The 16,375-nt window shown below is 72.0% G+C and carries 14 protein-coding genes, 3 pseudogenes and 1 riboswitch; of the genes and pseudogenes, 15 read left to right on the plus strand and 2 right to left on the minus strand.

Annotation, left to right across the window (positions count from 1 at the left end):
* Nucleotides 1-441: 441 nt before the first annotated feature.
* The 5 genes and pseudogenes from IF00_RS48055 to IF00_RS46470 all read left to right on the plus strand — a co-directional run.
* Nucleotides 442-600, plus strand: a pseudogene (locus IF00_RS48055) (hypothetical protein); the annotation flags it as partial.
* Nucleotides 601-703: 103 nt separating this feature from the next.
* Nucleotides 704-1,117, plus strand: coding sequence for a helix-turn-helix domain-containing protein (locus IF00_RS0118115; RefSeq protein ID WP_051820389.1), 414 nt, complete (start codon nucleotides 704-706; stop codon nucleotides 1,115-1,117).
* Between the two features lie 193 nt (nucleotides 1,118-1,310).
* Entirely contained in the window at nucleotides 1,311-1,925 is a 615-nt protein-coding gene (locus tag IF00_RS0118120; RefSeq protein ID WP_209439777.1) for a gamma carbonic anhydrase family protein, read from the plus strand.
* A 566-nt stretch (nucleotides 1,926-2,491) separates the two neighbouring features.
* Nucleotides 2,492-2,686: pseudogene (locus tag IF00_RS48060) on the plus strand (RICIN domain-containing protein); the annotation flags it as partial.
* A gap of 332 nt (nucleotides 2,687-3,018) precedes the next feature.
* A complete protein-coding gene (locus IF00_RS46470; protein WP_158710481.1) occupies nucleotides 3,019-4,263 on the plus strand; it encodes a hypothetical protein in 1,245 nt (414 codons plus the stop codon).
* A 56-nt stretch (nucleotides 4,264-4,319) separates the two neighbouring features.
* Here IF00_RS46470 and IF00_RS0118135 read toward each other — a convergent pair.
* A pseudogene (locus IF00_RS0118135) lies at nucleotides 4,320-4,649 on the minus strand (transposase family protein); the annotation flags it as partial.
* Nucleotides 4,650-5,075: 426 nt separating this feature from the next.
* Between IF00_RS0118135 and dhaK the strand changes: the two are divergent.
* The 10 genes from dhaK to IF00_RS0118185 all read left to right on the plus strand — a co-directional run bounded on the left by dhaK (nucleotide 5,076) and on the right by IF00_RS0118185 (nucleotide 14,838).
* The gene (gene dhaK / locus IF00_RS0118140) at nucleotides 5,076-6,068 is read left to right on the plus strand and encodes a dihydroxyacetone kinase subunit DhaK (RefSeq protein ID WP_030319286.1); all 993 of its coding nucleotides are present in this window, start codon (nucleotides 5,076-5,078) and stop codon (nucleotides 6,066-6,068) included.
* A gap of 26 nt (nucleotides 6,069-6,094) precedes the next feature.
* Nucleotides 6,095-6,730, plus strand: coding sequence for a dihydroxyacetone kinase subunit DhaL (gene dhaL, locus IF00_RS0118145; RefSeq protein WP_030319288.1), 636 nt, complete (start codon nucleotides 6,095-6,097; stop codon nucleotides 6,728-6,730).
* Nucleotides 6,727-7,218, plus strand: a complete 492-nt coding sequence (locus IF00_RS0118150; protein WP_078944746.1) for a PTS-dependent dihydroxyacetone kinase phosphotransferase subunit DhaM — start codon at nucleotides 6,727-6,729, stop codon at nucleotides 7,216-7,218. The genes dhaL and IF00_RS0118150 overlap by 4 nt, the downstream gene beginning before the upstream one ends.
* Before the next feature lie 132 nt (nucleotides 7,219-7,350).
* A riboswitch (cobalamin riboswitch) is annotated at nucleotides 7,351-7,557 on the plus strand.
* Nucleotides 7,558-7,586: 29 nt separating this feature from the next.
* Complete coding sequence (locus tag IF00_RS0118155) at nucleotides 7,587-8,285, plus strand: energy-coupling factor ABC transporter permease (protein WP_030319292.1); 699 nt, start codon at nucleotides 7,587-7,589, stop codon at nucleotides 8,283-8,285.
* Nucleotides 8,282-8,671, plus strand: coding sequence for an energy-coupling factor ABC transporter substrate-binding protein (locus IF00_RS0118160; RefSeq protein WP_030319294.1), 390 nt, complete (start codon nucleotides 8,282-8,284; stop codon nucleotides 8,669-8,671). The genes IF00_RS0118155 and IF00_RS0118160 overlap by 4 nt, the downstream gene beginning before the upstream one ends.
* 6 nt (nucleotides 8,672-8,677) lie before the next feature.
* The gene (cbiQ, locus tag IF00_RS0118165; protein WP_030319296.1) at nucleotides 8,678-9,427 is read left to right on the plus strand and encodes a cobalt ECF transporter T component CbiQ; all 750 of its coding nucleotides are present in this window, start codon (nucleotides 8,678-8,680) and stop codon (nucleotides 9,425-9,427) included.
* Nucleotides 9,424-10,281 carry an energy-coupling factor ABC transporter ATP-binding protein gene (locus tag IF00_RS0118170; protein WP_030319298.1) on the plus strand — a complete coding sequence of 286 codons (858 nt, stop codon included), beginning with the start codon at nucleotides 9,424-9,426 and terminating at the stop codon, nucleotides 10,279-10,281. The genes cbiQ and IF00_RS0118170 overlap by 4 nt, the downstream gene beginning before the upstream one ends.
* A gap of 232 nt (nucleotides 10,282-10,513) precedes the next feature.
* Entirely contained in the window at nucleotides 10,514-12,529 is a 2,016-nt protein-coding gene (locus IF00_RS0118175) for an NADPH-dependent 2,4-dienoyl-CoA reductase (protein WP_030319300.1), read from the plus strand.
* 32 nt (nucleotides 12,530-12,561) lie between these two features.
* A complete protein-coding gene (locus tag IF00_RS0118180; RefSeq protein WP_030319302.1) occupies nucleotides 12,562-13,098 on the plus strand; it encodes a PadR family transcriptional regulator in 537 nt (178 codons plus the stop codon).
* A gap of 348 nt (nucleotides 13,099-13,446) precedes the next feature.
* Nucleotides 13,447-14,838 (plus strand): FAD-dependent oxidoreductase, encoded by a 1,392-nt coding sequence (locus tag IF00_RS0118185; protein ID WP_030319304.1) that lies wholly within the window; start codon nucleotides 13,447-13,449, stop codon nucleotides 14,836-14,838.
* 100 nt (nucleotides 14,839-14,938) lie between these two features.
* Here IF00_RS0118185 and IF00_RS0118190 read toward each other — a convergent pair whose 3' ends face one another.
* Nucleotides 14,939-16,279, minus strand: coding sequence for a DUF2252 domain-containing protein (locus tag IF00_RS0118190; RefSeq protein WP_030319306.1), 1,341 nt, complete (start codon nucleotides 16,277-16,279; stop codon nucleotides 14,939-14,941).
* Nucleotides 16,280-16,375 lie beyond the last annotated feature (96 nt).

Here is a 16,375-nt window from a genome sequence, read left to right on the forward strand (position 1 = left end):
GGCTTCAATCCAGCCCCTGGGACGTCGGCCGACAGCGCTCACGGCGGCGTGCAGGGCGGCGGGAGGTGCGTGGTGCGGTCCTGTAGCGCTGCTGTGCGTAGTGCGGCAACCACGGCCGCGGTCGTCGGGTTGGTCGTCTCGGTGTGACGGGTCGCGGCGAACAGGAGGCGCAGGATCGGGTGGTCCTTGATGGGCGACATGCGGATTCCGGGTGTGCCCGGGTCGATGGCTGTCTGGGGGACGAGCGCGGTGGCGAGGCCGGCTCGTGCGAGGGCGAGCTGGGCGGCGATGTCGGCAGTGACTCGATAGCCTGCCTAAAGGGTTCCATTAGAAATCATCCCCTTGACCTGACAAGTCGAGGTGAGCGACCTTCAGCGCATGGAAATCCTCGACTGCATCTCCGCGGTTGCCCGGCCCATCCACGATTTCGGGGACGAGTTCATGTCCGACGATGCGACCGCCGCCATCGGCCTGCGCGCCGGGTTCGCACCAGGGCGTGGCTTCTACTGCCGGGGACGCTTCGGGGTGCTCGGCGAGGCGCCGGCTTCGGTGGTCCAAGCGGTACAGGGTTTCCTCGGCCCCGATCTGGTCACTGTCGGGTGGCGGGCCGGACGGTCCGTGATGCCTCCGGAGGAAGCCGCCGCCTGCTACGCACCAGGCCGTCCGGACGTGAGGGCGCGCAAACATCCCCACCGACGCCGACGTGGAGCACTTCAACCACCTGGCACAGCAGCTGATCGACGCCGCCGACGCCGAGGCACTGCCTCTGTTCGCCGGCTGGCGCGCGCAGCCCTGCCCCGGCGACGCCCCTGTCGGAGCGGCGATGCAGCGCATCCACGTGCTCAGGGAACACCGTGGCGCCTGCCATCTGGCAGCGGTGCGCCTGTGCGGGCTGAGCGCCCAAGAGGCAATGGTCATCAACCTCGGCGTCGAGCAGGCAGCCCACTACGGCTGGCAGGAGCCACGTCCCGTCGCCGCAGCCCTGACCCCCCGATGGCAGCGTGCCGATCGACTCACCGACGAGTTGCAAGCGCCGCTCTACGCCACACTCACCGACCGGCAACGAACCGAATTCGCCCAGCACGTCCATGCATTGACCGGCGCCCTGACCGCATGACCGGATGTCGTGAACACCAACAGGTGAACGAAGGCCGGGCGGTTTTCACCACCGCCTAACCACCGGCCCTGGACGCCACCCCAAAGAGAAATGCGATGAAGGTCAGCACAACGCCCCTCTCGCAGGTGCTCGGCCGGTCCGGGCGCGGGTCTCGCCTGGTGGAGCGGCGCGCGCCAGCACTCCAGGGCGCGGCATGATCGCGACCATGCTGATTGCTCATGAGGGTCGTTCACCGACCGTCCACCCCACGGCCTATGTCGCTCCGACCGCCACGCTGTGCGGAGACGTGCGCGTGGGGGCAGGATGCCGGGTGCTGTTCGGCGCAGTGCTCACCGCCGAGGGCGGGCCGGTGGAGCTGGGCGAGGGCAGCATCGTGATGGAGAACGCCGTCCTGCGTGGCACCCGACGGGATCCGCTGATTCTTGGACGGCAGGTCCTGGTCGGCCCCACCTCCTACCTGACCGGCTGCCGGGTCGAGGACGAGGTGTTCCTGGCCTCCGGCAGCCGCGTCTTCAACGGAGCCCGGATCGGGACTCGCTCCGAGGTGAGGATCAACGGCATCGTGCATCTGCGCACCGTGTTGCCCGCCGACTCAATGGTGCCGATCGCCTGGGTCGCCCTCGGCGACCCGGTGCGCATCTTTCCGCCGGAGGACCACGCCGAGATCTGGGCGGTGCAGAAGAACCTGGACTTCCCCGGCTACGTCTTCGGACTGGACCGTCCAGCCGACGGCGAAAGCCTGATGCCGGCCATCGCCGAACGCTTCGGCCGCAGCCTCGGCCGCCACAGCAACGACCAGCAGATCTGAGCCCCGCGGGAGAGGCTCGGGCCTGCCATCCGCTCAAGGGCCGGCGTGGCCCGCCTGCCCGTACACGGCGGTCAGCAGGGTCCATAAGGGCCGCAGGCCGGGGTCACTCCACCGTCTGCCGGGCCAACCAGCATTCCGCCGGAGCGCGGAAAAAGGGGCGCCGGCCCGGGCCGAAACCGAAGACCATGCGCTCGGGCGCTCTCGTGGCGGCCTGGGCACAAGGAAGGGCGGGGCGGGGTCGGGAGCCGCGGCCGGGACCACTCGGCAACCAGCAGCTTTGTGTCCGCCGCTGCTTGCCGGGTCGCACCAGTCCAACTCGGCGTATACGTGCTCGAACCCGACGGCGGCCAACTGCCGCTCACCCCAGACCTCAGCCACCCGGACAGATGCCGTCAGACGCCGTTGGCGTACACGATCACGATCCACAGCCGGAGTAAAGGCGCCAAGCTCGGCTCTGCTGGAGTTTCGCCGGGTGGAGCCTCATGCTTCGTCGACGGGGAAGATAGAGTCCGCGATCTGCACGAGCTGGTCGTCACTCAGCTGCGTGGGAACCATCCACGGAGGCCGGTTCCACTCTCGGATTCTCCACGTGCAACGGCTCGCCCGCCCAGCAGTTCATCCCTCTGGCGGACATCTCCGTCTCCCCGTCAGGCCGGTGCCTCCACGTGCCCTGGGGCAACACCACGAACGGCACCCGGTTCCAGATGCCCGACTGCAACGGCGGGCCGCCCCAGAAGTGGTCGTTCATGACCCGCGATTGAGCCTCCGCGTCCACCCGTACCCCGCCCCGCTCGACCGTGCGGGGTGGGGCAGGGGCGGGCCGGTCTCCTCACGCATATCGGCCCACCAGGTCCGGGGCCACACAGGTATCCCCGAGGTGAGGACAATCGCCTCTACGCGAGACGCCGGGACCCAATCGGCCAGGACGGCGGCCGACTGTCGGGGCGGTCCAGATGCCGTGTCCCTTCGGGTGCGCGCCTCGTTCGCATACGTGGGCTTCGGTCGATCGAGTACGAGGTGCCTCATGCGGGTCCGGATGGTTTCGGAGAGTGAGAACGGGTCCTGTGCGGGGACGGTGGCACGTACGGGGAGGATGAACGTCCTGGACCGCGCGTTCGCGCTGTTCCCGGACCGCAGCCCCGCGCGAGTGACGGTGGTCCACGTCCTGGACTTTCCCGCGGGGTCGTTCGCGCTCGACGACCTGCGCGCACGTGTGGCCGAGCGGGCGCCCGGGCTGGAAGCCCTCAATGTCGCGGCGGTCGGAGGAGCTCGGTCCTGGACGCGGACCGCGCCGCCCGAGGCCGGGCTGCATGTGGGCGCGGAGCACGTGGACGGCCGGCTCGGCGAAGCCACCGACGCGCTGCTGCGCGGGGCTCTGCCCGCCCGTCCGGCCCCCGGCTGGGACCTGCGGATGCTGACGTGTCGGGTCGATCAGGTGCAGCGGGTGTGCTTCCGCATCGACCATGCCGTCACGGACGGCGTCGGTGCGGCCCACCTGGTGGCGGCGCTTCTGGCGGACGCACCCGTCGTAGGGCCGTACCCCTATCGGCCGCCCGTGTCGCGACGTACCCCGCGAGCGTGGTTGCGTACGTCGCCGTTCGGAAGGTTTCCCGAGCACGAGACGGTTCCCGCCGGGTGCGACGCGGCGGGGAGCGGGCTGGCGGCCATGGCGTACGCGGACGTCCCGGACGGCCGCCTGCGGGCGGTGGCTTCGCGGTGGGGAGTGGGCGCCAACGATGTCTACCTCACAGCGGTGACCGGCGCGCTCGCGGCCTTGCAGCTGCGGCAGGCGGGCCGGGCACAGGACCTGCGGGTGGTGATGCCTATGTCGGTCCGAACGCAGGAGGCACAGTTCACGCCAGGGAACGCCGCTCTGCCGGCGATGCTGCGGTTGCCGTGCACCGCGACCGGCCCGGGTGCCCGTCTGGAGACCGTGGCCGGGCAGACCCTCGCCCACAAGGGTTCCGGGCTGCGGGAGGGCGGCTGGAAGACCCTCCTGCGCGTACCTCCCCGACTCCTGCACCGCTCGATGCAGCGCCCCGGTTTCCGCCTGGCCACCAGCCACATCCACATCAACGGCACCTACCGCGTCCTGGGTGCTCCCCCGCTCGCCGCCAGCATCTTCGGCCTGAACAGCCCCGGCATGCTCGGCTACTTCTCCCTCACCCGGACCATGACTACCGCCCGCATCACGATCGTCCACGACCAGTCCCATACTGCGGCCGCCGACCTCCCCGAGCTGTGGCTGAAGGCTCTGGACGAACTCTCCGAGCACATGGAGCCCGTCGGCGCGATGCAGCAGATCGTCCCGCCCACCCAGTTGCGGGACAGCCCTTAAAGGGTGTTGCAGAAGGTCCGGCTTGGGCATGCCGAAGTGGCGCCTGACCTGCTGTCTCACCGTGTCATGGCGAGGTTGTGCATGGTGGCGACGGCCTGCACCGCGTGGTGGAGGCCGTCTCCTTTCTGGCGGCAGTCGCGCAATATCTTCCAGTTCTCCATCCGGGCGAAGGTGTGCTCGACGCGGGCACGGACGCGGCGGTGTTCGGCGTTGTCTTCCTCCTGGCCGCGCAGGAGGGGACGTCCGGCTCTTTTGCGGTGCGGGACGATCAGACCGGTGCCGAGGCAGGCGCCGTCTGCGAGGCCCGACTCCCGCCACACGTGGGCGTCGGCCCTGTTGAGGTGGCCTGCTACCAGGGCCGCCGGCACTGGGTGGATGGCCGAGATCGGGATCCACCGCCACGGGCAGCCAACGATCCGCGGTGGCGTCATCGACGACAACCACTGGGGTCGCGTCGGGGGCGAGGGGAGAAATGTCGTGCTCAGCCACGGCCAGGAGTGTCCCACGCGCCGCGCCGGACCCGCCCTTGCAGACGCTCCGGAATCACGTCCACGGGATCCGACTCACGACGCACCGGTGCACTACCGCGGCCTCGCGTCGATAATTGCGCCATGATGCGCATTCGCAAAGAGCATCCTCTGTCACTTCAGCCTGACGCACCATCAGGAAAGTCGGCATTCAGTCAGCATCCGTACCGCGCCGAACCGTCGCCGGGCGCCACGAACCGCCAAGATCAACAATTGGCCTCGCCTGCCCTGACCTGCAAAAACCCTGCTCAGCGACTTGACTGCTAATCTCACTAGGAGGTATCCGTGAGGATGCTCATCAACGTCCCCGAGACCGTCGTCGCCGACGCGCTGCGCGGGATGGCCGCCGCTCATCCCGAGCTCACCGTCGACGTGGAGCGGCGGGTCGTGGTGCGACGGGACGCGCCCGTCGCCGGGAAGGTCGCGCTGGTCTCCGGCGGCGGGTCCGGGCACGAGCCGTTGCACGGGGGGTTCGTGGGGCCCGGGATGCTGGCGGCCGCCTGTCCCGGGGAGGTCTTCACCTCGCCGGTGCCCGATCAGATGGTGCGGGCCGCGGCCGCCGTCGACAGTGGCGCCGGGGTGCTGTTCGTCGTCAAGAACTACACCGGTGACGTGCTGAACTTCGAGATGGCGGCGGAGCTCGCCGAGGACGAGGGCATCCAGGTCGCCAAGGTCCTGGTCGACGACGACGTCGCCGTCACGGACAGTCTCTACACGGCCGGCCGGCGCGGGACCGGCGGCACGCTCTTCGTGGAGAAGATCGCGGGCGCGGCCGCCGAGGAGGGCGCGCCCCTGGAGCGCGTGGAGGCGATCGCCCGCCGCGTCAACGAGCGCTGCCGCTCCTTCGGCGTCGCCCTGAGCGCGTGCACCACCCCCGCCAAGGGCAGCCCGACCTTCGATCTCCCCGAGGGCGAGCTGGAGTTGGGCATCGGCATCCACGGCGAACCGGGCCGTGAGCGCCGCCCGATGATGACCTCCCGCGAGATCGCGGACTTCGCCGTCGACGCCGTCGTCGAGGACCTCCGCCCGTCCGGGCCGGTGGTCGCGCTGGTGAACGGGATGGGCGCCACTCCGCTCCTCGAACTGTACGGGTTCAACGCCGAGGTGCAGCGCGTCCTGGGCGAGCGGGGTGTGCCGGTGGCCCGGACGCTCGTCGGGAACTACGTGACCTCGCTCGACATGGCCGGCTGCTCGGTGACCCTCTGTGAGGTGGACGAGGAACTCCTGCGCCTCTGGGACGCGCCCGTGGAGACGCCCGCGCTGCGCTGGGGCCGGTGAGACCGGCGAAGGCAGAGGGGACCGACATGACACAGACCTTCGACGCCGACTTCCTCGTGCGCTGGCTGGCCGCCGTGGCCGAGGCCGTCGACCGGGAGGCGGACCGGCTCACCGAGCTCGACTCGGCCATCGGCGACGCCGACCACGGCGCGAATCTCAGGCGCGGGTTCGCCGCCGTGACCGAGACCCTGGCCAAGGACCCGCCCGCGACGCCGGGCGCGGTGCTCACCGCCGCCGGGCGGCAGCTGATCTCCACCGTGGGAGGCGCTTCGGGGCCGCTGTACGGCACGCTGCTTCGCCGTACCGGCAAGACGCTCGGCGACGACGAGCGCGTCACCCGCGAGCGGTTGGCGGAGGCGCTCGGATCCGGCGTGGCCGCCGTGTCCCAGCTGGGCGGCGCGCAGGTGGGCGACAAGACCATGATCGACGCGCTGGTGCCGGCCGTGGAGGGGTTGCGGGGCTCGTTCGGCGCGGCCCGCGCGGCGGCCGAGGAGGGCGCGCTGGCGACCGTACCCCTGCGGGCACGCAAGGGCAGGGCCAGCTATCTGGGCGAGCGGTCGGTGGGGCACCAGGATCCGGGGGCCACGTCCTCGGCGCTGCTGTTCGCCGCGCTCGACGAGATCGCCCGCACGGAGACGTCGGGCACCGAGGGGGCGTCATGAGTGCGGGGAGCGGGCCCGGCGCGGGTGCGGTCCGCCCCGGCGCGACCGGCTCCGGCTCCGGCTCCGGTGCGGACTCCGAGTCCGGTTCCGGTTCCGTCGGCATCGTGCTCGTCTCGCACAGCGCCGCCGTCGCGACCGCCGTGGCCGGGCTGGCCCGGGGGCTCGCCGGTGGCGGTGACCTCGCCCCGATCCTCCCGGCCGGCGGGACCCCGGACGGTGGTCTCGGGACGAGTTCCGAGCTGATCTCCGAGGCGGCGAAGGCTGTCGACCGGGGCGCCGGTGTGGCGATCCTCGTCGATCTGGGGAGCGCGGTGCTCACCGTGAAGGCCCTCCTCGCCGAGGGCGACGAACTGCCCGAGGCCTCCCGGCTCGTGGACGCGCCGTTCGTCGAGGGCGCGGTGGCCGCCCTGGTCACGGCGAGCGCGGGCGGGGACCTCGACGCCGTGGCGGCGGCCGCGTCGGAGGCGTACGCCTATCGCAAGGAGTGACCGAGGAGGGTGACCGTGGGAGTGCCCCGGGGCCGCCCGGGGCACTCCCACGAGTGACTGCGGGTGACTGCGGGGAGTGAGCGAGGGGCCGCACCCGGTGGCGACCGTGTTGTGATCCAGCAGGTCAACGCACTAATGTCGCAGGGCCTTGGTGTACGGGAAACCGGTGCAGTACCGGTGCGGCCCTCGCCACTGTGATCGGGAGGTCCGGCTCCACCCCCGCGGGGAACACCCTCGGGGAAGCCACTGGACCACGTCGGGAGACCGTCGTGGTGTGGGAAGGCGGAGTCGGGCGGAATGACCGTCAGCCAGGAGACCGGCCAGGGTGCGTTGTCCATCCACGAGGTGCTGGAGAGGGTCTCCCAACCATGCATATAGCCGAGGGGTATCTGCCCCCTGTGCACGCGGCCGCCTGGGGCGTCGCGTCCGCGCCGTTCGTCGTCCACGGGGTCCGCGCGCTGACCCGCGAGGTGCGTTCGAATCCTGAGTCCACCCTGTTGCTCGGCGCCGCCGGCGCCTTCACGTTCGTCCTGTCGGCACTCAAGTTGCCTTCCGTGACCGGCAGTTGCTCCCATCCGACGGGTACGGGCCTGGGCGCCATCCTGTTCCGGCCGCCGATCATGGCGGTCCTGGGGACGATCACCCTGCTCTTCCAGGCCCTGCTGCTCGCCCACGGCGGGCTCACCACGCTCGGCGCGAACGTCTTCTCGATGGCGATCGTCGGGCCCTGGGCGGGATACGGGGCCTACGTACTGCTGCGCCGGTTCGGTGCCCCGCTGATGGTCGCCGTCTTCTTCGGCGCGTTCGTCGCCGACCTGTCGACGTACTGCGTGACCAGCGTCCAGCTGGCGCTCGCCTTCCCCGACCCGGGCAGCGGCATCCCCGGCGCACTCGCCAAGTTCGGCGGGATCTTCGCCGTCACGCAGATTCCGCTCGCGGTCAGCGAGGGCCTGCTCACCGTGCTCGTGATGCGCCTGCTCACCCAGTCCAGCAAGGGCGACCTGATCCGGCTCGGCGTCCTCGCCGGACGCACGTCGGAGCGACGCGAGGAGGCGACCGCGCGATGAGCCGGAACGCGAAGATCAACACCCTGCTGCTGCTCGTCGTCGCCGCGCTCGCGGTCCTGCCTCTGGCGCTGGGACTCGGGGACCACAAGGAGGAACCCTTCACGGGGGCCGACGCGGAGGCCGAGACGGCGATCACGGAACTCCGGCCGGACTACGAGCCGTGGTTCAGCCCGCTCTACGAGCCGCCGTCCGGGGAGATCGAGTCGGCGCTGTTCGCCCTTCAGGCGGCCCTCGGCGCCGGTGTCCTGGCGTACTACTTCGGACTGCGGCGCGGCCGCCGTCAAGGAGCCGCGCGGGCCGGGGCGGACGGGGCCGATGCCACGACCGGAACCGCGGACGGCAAGGGCGGCTCCGGCGGCGGGTCCGCCGGCGAGCCGGGCGCGTAGCCGCCGATGCTGCCGATCGACGCGGCGGCGCACAGCAGTCGCTGGCGCCGCCGCCATCCGGCCGAGAAGGCGCTGCTCGGCTTCGGTCTCACCCTGTGCGCGGTCGGTCTGCCGCCGTGGCCCGGCGCGGTCCTCGTCGCCGCGGCCACGCTCACGGTGCTGCTCGGTCCGGCCGGTGTGCCGGGCCGGGCGCTGTGGCGGGCGTTCCGCATCCCGCTCGGGTTCTGTGTCACGGGCGCGATCCCGCTGCTCTTCGAGGTGGGCGGTACCCGGGGGCTCGTGGCCCTCGCGCCGGACGGTCCGACGCAGGCGGGCGAGTTGCTGCTGCGGACCGCTTCGGCCTCGCTCGGGGTGCTGCTCTTCGCGTTCACGACGCCGGTGTCCGACGTGCTGCCCCGGCTGGTACGGGCGGGGGTGCCGGCGCCGGTGGTGGACGTGGCGCTGGTGATGTACCGGATCATCTTCCTGCTGCTCGACGCCCTGTCCAAGATCCGGCAGGCGCAGGCGGCCCGGCTCGGGCACACCACGCGGGCCGCGACCTGGCGTTCCCTCGCGGGTCTCGGTGCGACCACGTTCGTACGGGCCTTCGACCGGGCGCAGCGCCTGCAGTCGGGGCTCGCCGGGCGCGGGTACGACGGGACGCTGCGGGTCCTGGTGCCCGCGTGTGCGCTCTCCCGTCCGTTCCTCGCCGCGACGGGTGCGCTGCTCGCCGGGCTCGTCGCCCTCACCCTCGTACTGGAAAGGCTCCTTCCGTGACGTCTCCGACCCCTGTCGTGGAACTGGTGCAAGCCGGCTTCGCCTACGAGGACGGGCCCCCGGTCCTGTCCGGCGTGGACTTCGCCGTCGCGGAGGGGCGCGCGGTCGCGCTGCTCGGGCGCAACGGCAGCGGCAAGACGACGCTGCTGCGCCTGCTCAGCGGCGGGCTGCGATGCGTGAGCGGGTCGCTGCGCCTGGACGGTACGGAGGTGGCGTACGACCGGAAGGGGCTGACCCGGCTGCGGACCACCGTGCAGCTGGTGGTGCAGGATCCCGACGACCAGCTGTTCGCCGCGTCCGTGGACCAGGACGTGTCGTTCGGTCCGATGAACCTGGGCCTGCCCGAGGAGGAGGTGCGGCGCCGGGTTCGCGAGGCCCTCGATGCGCTGGACATCACGGCGCTCGCCGACCGGCCGACGCATCTGCTGTCGTACGGGCAGCGCAAGCGGGCCGCGATCGCGGGCGCGGTGGCGATGCGCCCCAGGGTCCTGATCATGGACGAGCCGACGGCCGGTCTCGATCCGCACGGGCAGGAGCGGCTCCTCGACGCGCTCCAGCGGCTGCGGGAGGCCGGTACGACGGTGCTGATGGCCACGCACGACGTGGATCTGGCGTTGCGCTGGGCGGACGAGGCGGCGGTGCTCGCCCCGTCGGGGCTGCGGACCGGCCCGGTCGCGGAGCTCCTCGCGGACGACGCGCTGCTCGACGAGGCCCGGCTTCGCCGCCCCTGGGGTACGGCGGTGGCCCGGCTGCTCCGCACCCACGGCCTGCTCGCCACGGGGGCGTCCGAGCCGCGGACGCCGGAGGAGCTGGACGCGTGGCTCGGGGCGGCGGCTTCCTCGCGTACCGAGTAGCTCGGAGCCGGCGTCTTCCCTGCGGAGCCAGTGACTCGGAGCGGCGAGGACGCCCCTGCGTACCGAGGGCTCGGAGCGACGGCTCCTTCTCCTCGGGAGCCGCACGCGCCGAGCGGCCGCCGGAAGCTACCGAGTAGTAGACATCACGTTCCGAATCTTCTGCAACTAGTTGCACAAAGGGAGGGGGTCCCCTAGAACTGAGGACGACGATCCTGCGCGAGGAGGCGCCCGCATGACCCCGTACCCGCACCTGCTGAGCCCGCTCGACCTCGGGTTCACCACCCTGCCCAACCGGGTGATCATGGGGTCGATGCACGTCGGCCTCGAGGAGACCGAGCACGGCTTCGAGCGCATGGCCGCCTTCTACGCCGAGCGGGCCCGCGGCGGCGTGGGCCTCATCGTCACCGGAGGCATCGCGCCCAACGACGCCGGCCGCCCCTGGGACGGCGGCGCCAAGCTCACCACCGCCGACGAGGTCGCCGAACACCGGCTCATCACCGACGCCGTGCACGCCGAAGGCGGCCGGATCGCGATGCAGATCCTGCACTTCGGCCGGTACGCGTACCACCCCGCGCTCGTCGCGCCCAGCGCCCTCAAGGCGCCCATCAGCCCCTTCGTACCGAACGAGCTGACGGACGCCGAGGTCGAGCAGACCGTCGAGGACTACGCCCGCTGCGCCGAGCTCGCCAAGGAGGCCGGATACGACGGCGTCGAGGTGATGGGCTCCGAGGGCTACCTCATCAACGAGTTCATCGCCGCCGCGACCAACCAGCGCACCGACCGCTGGGGCGGCTCCTACGAGAACCGCGTCCGCTTCCCCCTGGAGATCGTCCGCCGGATCCGCGAGCGCGTCGGCGAGGACTTCATCCTCGTCTACCGCCTCTCGATGCTGGACCTCGTGCCCGGCGGCTCCACCCTGGAGGAGGTCGTCCAGCTCGCCAAGGAGATCGAGGCCGCCGGGGCCACCATCATCAACACCGGCATCGGCTGGCACGAGGCGCGCATCCCCACCATCGCCACCTCCGTGCCGCGCGGTGCCTACACCTGGGTGACGAAGAAGCTGATGGGCGCGGTCTCCGTGCCCCTCGTCACCAGCAACCGCATCAACACCCCCGAGGTCGCCGAGGAGATCCTCGCCGACGGCCGCGCCGACCTGGTCTCGCTGGCCCGCCCCTTCCTCGCCGACCCGGACTTCGTCGCCAAGGCCACCGCCGACCGCGCCGACACCATCAACACCTGCATCGGCTGCAACCAGGCCTGCCTCGACCACACCTTCAACCTGAAGATCACGTCCTGCCTGGTCAACCCGCGCGCGTGCCACGAGACGGAGCTGGTCCTCTCCCCCACCCGCCGCGCCAAGCGGATCGCCGTCGTCGGCGCGGGCCCGGCCGGCCTCTCCTGCGCGGTGTCGGCCGCCGAGCGCGGCCACTCCGTGACCCTGTTCGACGCGGCCGCCGAGATCGGCGGTCAGCTGAACATCGCCAAGAAGGTCCCCGGCAAGGAGGAGTTCGACGAGACGCTGCGCTACTTCCGCGTCCAGCTCGCCGAGCGCGGGGTCGACGTACGCCTCGGCACGCCGGTCTCGGCCGGTGACCTGGACGCGTTCGACGAGGTCGTCGTCGCCACCGGCGTCTCCCCCCGCACCCCCGGCATCGCGGGCGTGGACCACCCGAGCGTGCTCAGCTACCTGGACGTGCTGCGGGACGGCGCGCCCGTCGGCGAGCGGGTCGCGATCATCGGCGCCGGCGGCATCGGCTTCGACGTCGCCGAGTTCCTCACGGACGGCGGGGAGGGCGCGAGCCAGGACCCCGAGACGTACTTCCGCCAGTGGGGTGTCGACACCTCGTACGAGAACCGGGGCGGCCTGCGCGCCCCCGAGCGCGGCGCGCCGCCGCGCCAGGTGCACCTGCTCCAGCGCAAGGAGTCCAAGGTCGGCGCCGGCCTCGGCAAGACCACGGGGTGGATCCACCGCACCGAGCTCAAGCACCGGGGCGTCGCGATGGTCGCCGGCGTCTCGTACGACCGGATCGACGACGAGGGCCTGCACGTCACGATCGGCGGCGAGTCGCAGCTGCTGCCCGTCGACACCGTCGTGCTCTGCGCGGGCCAGGAGCCGCGCCGGGACCTGTACGAGGAGCTGATCGCGGCGGGCCGCGTGGCGCACCTGATCGGCGGCGCCGACGTGGCCGCCGAGCTGGACGCCAAGCGGGCCATCGACCAGGGCACCCGCCTCGCGGCCACCCTGTGATCACCGTGGCCGGCCACTCCTAGGATGCGTTCATGTCACTCCCGCACGCGATCCTCACCGCGCTGCTCGAGAAGCCGTCCTCCGGCCTCGAACTGACGCGCCGCTTCGACAAGTCGATCGGCTACTTCTGGTCGGCCACGCACCAGCAGATCTACCGCGAGCTGGGCAAGCTGGAGCAGGCGGGGCACATCCGTGCCCTGCCCGCCCCGGTGCCGGTACGGGGACAGCGCAAGGAGTACGAGGTGCTGCCCGCGGGCCGCGCGGAGCTCGGCACCTGGGTGGCGAGGACCGAGGACCCGAAGCCCATGCGGGCCGCCCTGCTGCTCCGGATGCGGGCGGCCGCGGTGGTCGGGGCGTCGGGCCTGCGCGCCGAGCTGACCCGTCATCTCGCTCTGCACCAGGAGCAGCTGGACGAGTACCTCGCGATCGAGACGCGTGACTTCCCCAGCGAACGCCGCCACTCGGAACCCGACCGGCTGCGCCATCTCGTCCTGCGGGGCGGGATCGAGATGGAGCGCTTCTGGGTGGAGTGGCTGACGGGGGCGCTGGCGGAACTCGGGACGGAGTGACGTCCCCGGCGGGCCTCTTCGGACCCGCCCGGGCGACGACAAGGCGGCTGGGGGTCCCCCTGCTCGAAGAGCTCGGGGGAGCGGTGCCGGACGCCGCGAGCCCGGCCTGATCGAGAAGACACGCCCTGGGCGAACCAGAGACCGGAGCGCCGGTGCCGAGCGGGAGGTACGTCCACGGTGTCGGCCGCCCCCGGGTCGAGTGTCCCGCCGGGCGAGTTCGCGAGGTGTGCCACGCCCGTCACCCTGGCCGGGCTCCCGGGCGGCCGAAACCGAGTGGCGGTGCCGCCCCTCGACACGTACGCGCGTGGATACTGGGTCGTTGGAGTTCCACGACACGAAAGGGCGGGTATGGCCGACGACTTGGGGCATCGCGCGACACGTCACGCGGTGGTCATCGGGGGAAGTCTCGCCGGGCTGCTTGCCGCCCGGGTGCTGGCCGAGCACGCGGAGAGGGTGACGGTCGTCGAGCGCGACCGGCTGCCCGGGGGCCCGGAGGCACGGGCGGGCGTCCCGCAGGGCAGGCACCTGCACGTCCTGATCGCGGGTGGGCAGCGGGCGCTCGACGAACTGCTCCCGGGGTTCACGGACGAGTTGACCGCGCTCGGGGCGCCCACGGTGGGCGCCCCCGCCGACATGATCCAGTGGCAGAACGGCAAGTGGTTCCGCCGCACCACCGCCACCACCCACCACTACACCGGCCCGCGCCCCCAGCTGGAATGGCTGGTGCGGCAGCGGGTGCTCGCCGATCCGCGCATCGAACTGATCGAGGGCACCGAGACCGTGGGCCTGACCGGCGACTCCTCGCGGGTCAGGGGCGTACGGCTGCGCGAGCGGGGCGCGGGGGCCGACAGGGAGTCCCGCACCCTGGCCGCCGATCTCGTGGTGGACGCCTCCGGGCGCTCCACGAAGGCAGCCGACTGGCTCGCGGGGATCGGGGCGGAGGCTCCGCACGAGGAGACCCTGGACACGGGTCTCGCGTACGGCACCCGGGTGTACCGTGCCCCGGACGATGACCCCGGCACCGACGCGACGGGCTACTACATCGTGCCCAACCCCGCCCAGGTGTACGGCGGTGTCGTACTGCCCCTGGGCGACGGTCAGCACCTGGTGACCCTCTCGGGCTTGCGCGGCGACGAACCGCCCACCGAGGAGGGCGCGTTCGAGGAGTACGCGAAGCGGCTGCCGCATCCGGTGATCAGCGACTGGCTGGCGCGGGCCGAGCCGGTGTCCCCGGTGTACGGCTTCCGCAGGACCGCCAACATCCGGCGCCGGTACGACCGTCCGGGCCGCCGCCCGGCCGGCTTCCTCGCGACCGGCGACGCGCTCTGCGCGTTCAACCCCATCTACGGGCAGGGCATGGCGGTCGCCGCGCTCAGCGCCGTCGCGCTGCGCCGGGCGCTCGCCGACCCGAAGCGCACCGCGACGACCCGTACGGTGCAGCGCGCGCTCCTCGACGCCTCCCGGCAGGCCTGGGACATCTCGGCGGGCGCAGACAAGAAGATGCCGGGCGCGACGGGTGACGCGGCCCGGCCGGGTCCGATGGACCGGGTCGTCGGCTGGTACCTGGGCCGGGTGGTGGAGCGGTCCGCGGGTGATCCGGCCGTGGGGGCGTCGTTCCGTGCGGCGATGACCCTGACCGCCCCGCTGACGAGCCTGTTCGCCCCGCCGGTGGCGCGGGCGGTGCTCTTCGGGCCGATGGCCGAGACGCCGTCGGGGCCGCCCCTGCGCCGCGACGCGTAGGGGGCCTCCGGGGCCGGGCCGCGGCCGTGGGGCCCGGCCCGGCCACCGGAGGGTGGCAGGGCCTCTTCGGTACGTTCCCTCTCAGCCCCCGGCTTCCTTCTCAGGCCCCCGGCGCGGCCACCACCACCCCGGCGGCTATGGCGCCGCCGAGTGCCGCGTAGTCGTCGGCGTTCTGGTTCGCGTAGGCGAGGGAGAAGTCGGCGACGGCACGGTCGAAGACGTCCGAGCCGCCGAGGTAGGCCGCGATCGCGATCCGGTCGCCGGAGCGGGCGTGGGCGCGGGCCAGGGCACGGCCGCAGAGCCTCGCGTAGTCCCGCAGCATGGCCGGGGACATGGTCTCCACCTCGGCGGAGCCCTTCATGTCGCGCAGCTGGCGCCAGTAGAAGTGGCGTTGCTCGGGTCCCGTCATCCAGCCGAGGAAGATGTCGCTGGCGGCCTGGGTCAGGCGCTGCCCGTAGACGACACGGCGCCCCTGGTGGGCGTACGCGCTCGGCTCCAGGTAGGGCTCGAGGACCGATCTGCCGGCCTCCTTGATCTGGAGGAGGAGCGGGTCTCCGTCGTCCCGCCCTTCGAGGAGAAGGACGAAGCAGCGGGTGCCGACGCTGCCGACCCCGACGACCTTGCGAGCGGCTTCGAGGAAGTGGTAGCGGTCGAGGAGCACGCGCCGCTCCTCGGAGAGCGAGCTGCGGTAGTCGTTGAAGATCTTGCCGAGGGTGACCCGGTCGATGTCCGTGGTCCGTTCGAGGAGCGGCGGGTCGTCGACGAAGTGCCGGACGCCGGTCCCGTCGGTCTCGGTGAGCTTGGCGAGCGCGTGGAGGCTGGTGCGCCGGCGGGCGCGGGCGAGCCGGTTCTCGAATCGGGCGCGTTCGTCACGGCGTACCAGGGGGACGAGGTCGTCGGCGGCGATCCGCTCGTACCAGACGGTGAGTTCCCCGAGGTCGGCGAGACGGCGCATGGTGGTCCGGTACGACTCCACGGCGACGAGGGCCGCCCGGCGGGCCTTGGCCCTGCTGCCGCCGTTCTGGAGGGCGGCGACGGTGATGCTGGCGGCGAGCCTCTTCACGTCCCATTCGAAGGGGCCGGGGAGCGTCTCGTCGAAGTCGTTCACATCGAACAGGAGCGTCCGTTCGGGTGAGGCGTAGACCCCGAAGTTGAGGAGGTGGGCGTCGCCGCAGAGCTGGACGGTGAGTCCGGTGTGGCTCTGGGCGGCGAGGTCGGCGGCCATGACGGCGGCGGCGCCGCGGAGGAAGGCGAAGGGGGAGGCCGCCATCCGGCCGTACCGGAGGGGTGCGAGGTCGGGCAGCCGGTCCACGGCCTGGCGTTCGAGCACGTCGATGGGGTCGGGGCGCTGGGAGCTGGGTATCCAGCGGCCGTGGGAGGAACGGGGGACGTGCTTGCGGGCCGCCCTGCCTCGTTCGGCACGCTCCGACGGTGTCGTCATCCGGCCTCACCCGCCTCATCCGCGGTCACGGTCCCGTCCCCGTCACCTGGTACCTCATTACAAGGTGACTCGCTCGTTTCGGCCACTCTGCCGGGC

The organism is Streptomyces flavochromogenes, from assembly GCF_000717595.1.
GTDB lineage: Bacteria > Actinomycetota > Actinomycetes > Streptomycetales > Streptomycetaceae > Streptomyces > Streptomyces flavochromogenes.

Excerpts from the sequence above, each read along its gene's own strand:
- IF00_RS0118120 (WP_209439777.1), top strand. The coding sequence starts at position 1,311 with ATGATCGCGACCATGCTGATTGCTCATGAGGGTCGTTCACCGACCGTC.
- IF00_RS46470 (WP_158710481.1), top strand. The coding sequence starts at position 3,019 with ATGAACGTCCTGGACCGCGCGTTCGCGCTGTTCCCGGACCGCAGCCCC.
- dhaL (WP_030319288.1), top strand. The coding sequence starts at position 6,095 with ATGACACAGACCTTCGACGCCGACTTCCTCGTGCGCTGGCTGGCCGCC.
- IF00_RS0118150 (WP_078944746.1), top strand. The coding sequence starts at position 6,727 with ATGAGTGCGGGGAGCGGGCCCGGCGCGGGTGCGGTCCGCCCCGGCGCG.
- IF00_RS0118155 (WP_030319292.1), top strand. The coding sequence starts at position 7,587 with ATGCATATAGCCGAGGGGTATCTGCCCCCTGTGCACGCGGCCGCCTGG.
- IF00_RS0118160 (WP_030319294.1), top strand. The coding sequence starts at position 8,282 with ATGAGCCGGAACGCGAAGATCAACACCCTGCTGCTGCTCGTCGTCGCC.
- cbiQ (WP_030319296.1), top strand. The coding sequence starts at position 8,678 with ATGCTGCCGATCGACGCGGCGGCGCACAGCAGTCGCTGGCGCCGCCGC.
- IF00_RS0118175 (WP_030319300.1), top strand. The coding sequence starts at position 10,514 with ATGACCCCGTACCCGCACCTGCTGAGCCCGCTCGACCTCGGGTTCACC.
- IF00_RS0118180 (WP_030319302.1), top strand. The coding sequence starts at position 12,562 with ATGTCACTCCCGCACGCGATCCTCACCGCGCTGCTCGAGAAGCCGTCC.
- IF00_RS0118185 (WP_030319304.1), top strand. The coding sequence starts at position 13,447 with ATGGCCGACGACTTGGGGCATCGCGCGACACGTCACGCGGTGGTCATC.
- IF00_RS0118190 (WP_030319306.1), bottom strand. The coding sequence starts at position 16,279 with ATGACGACACCGTCGGAGCGTGCCGAACGAGGCAGGGCGGCCCGCAAG.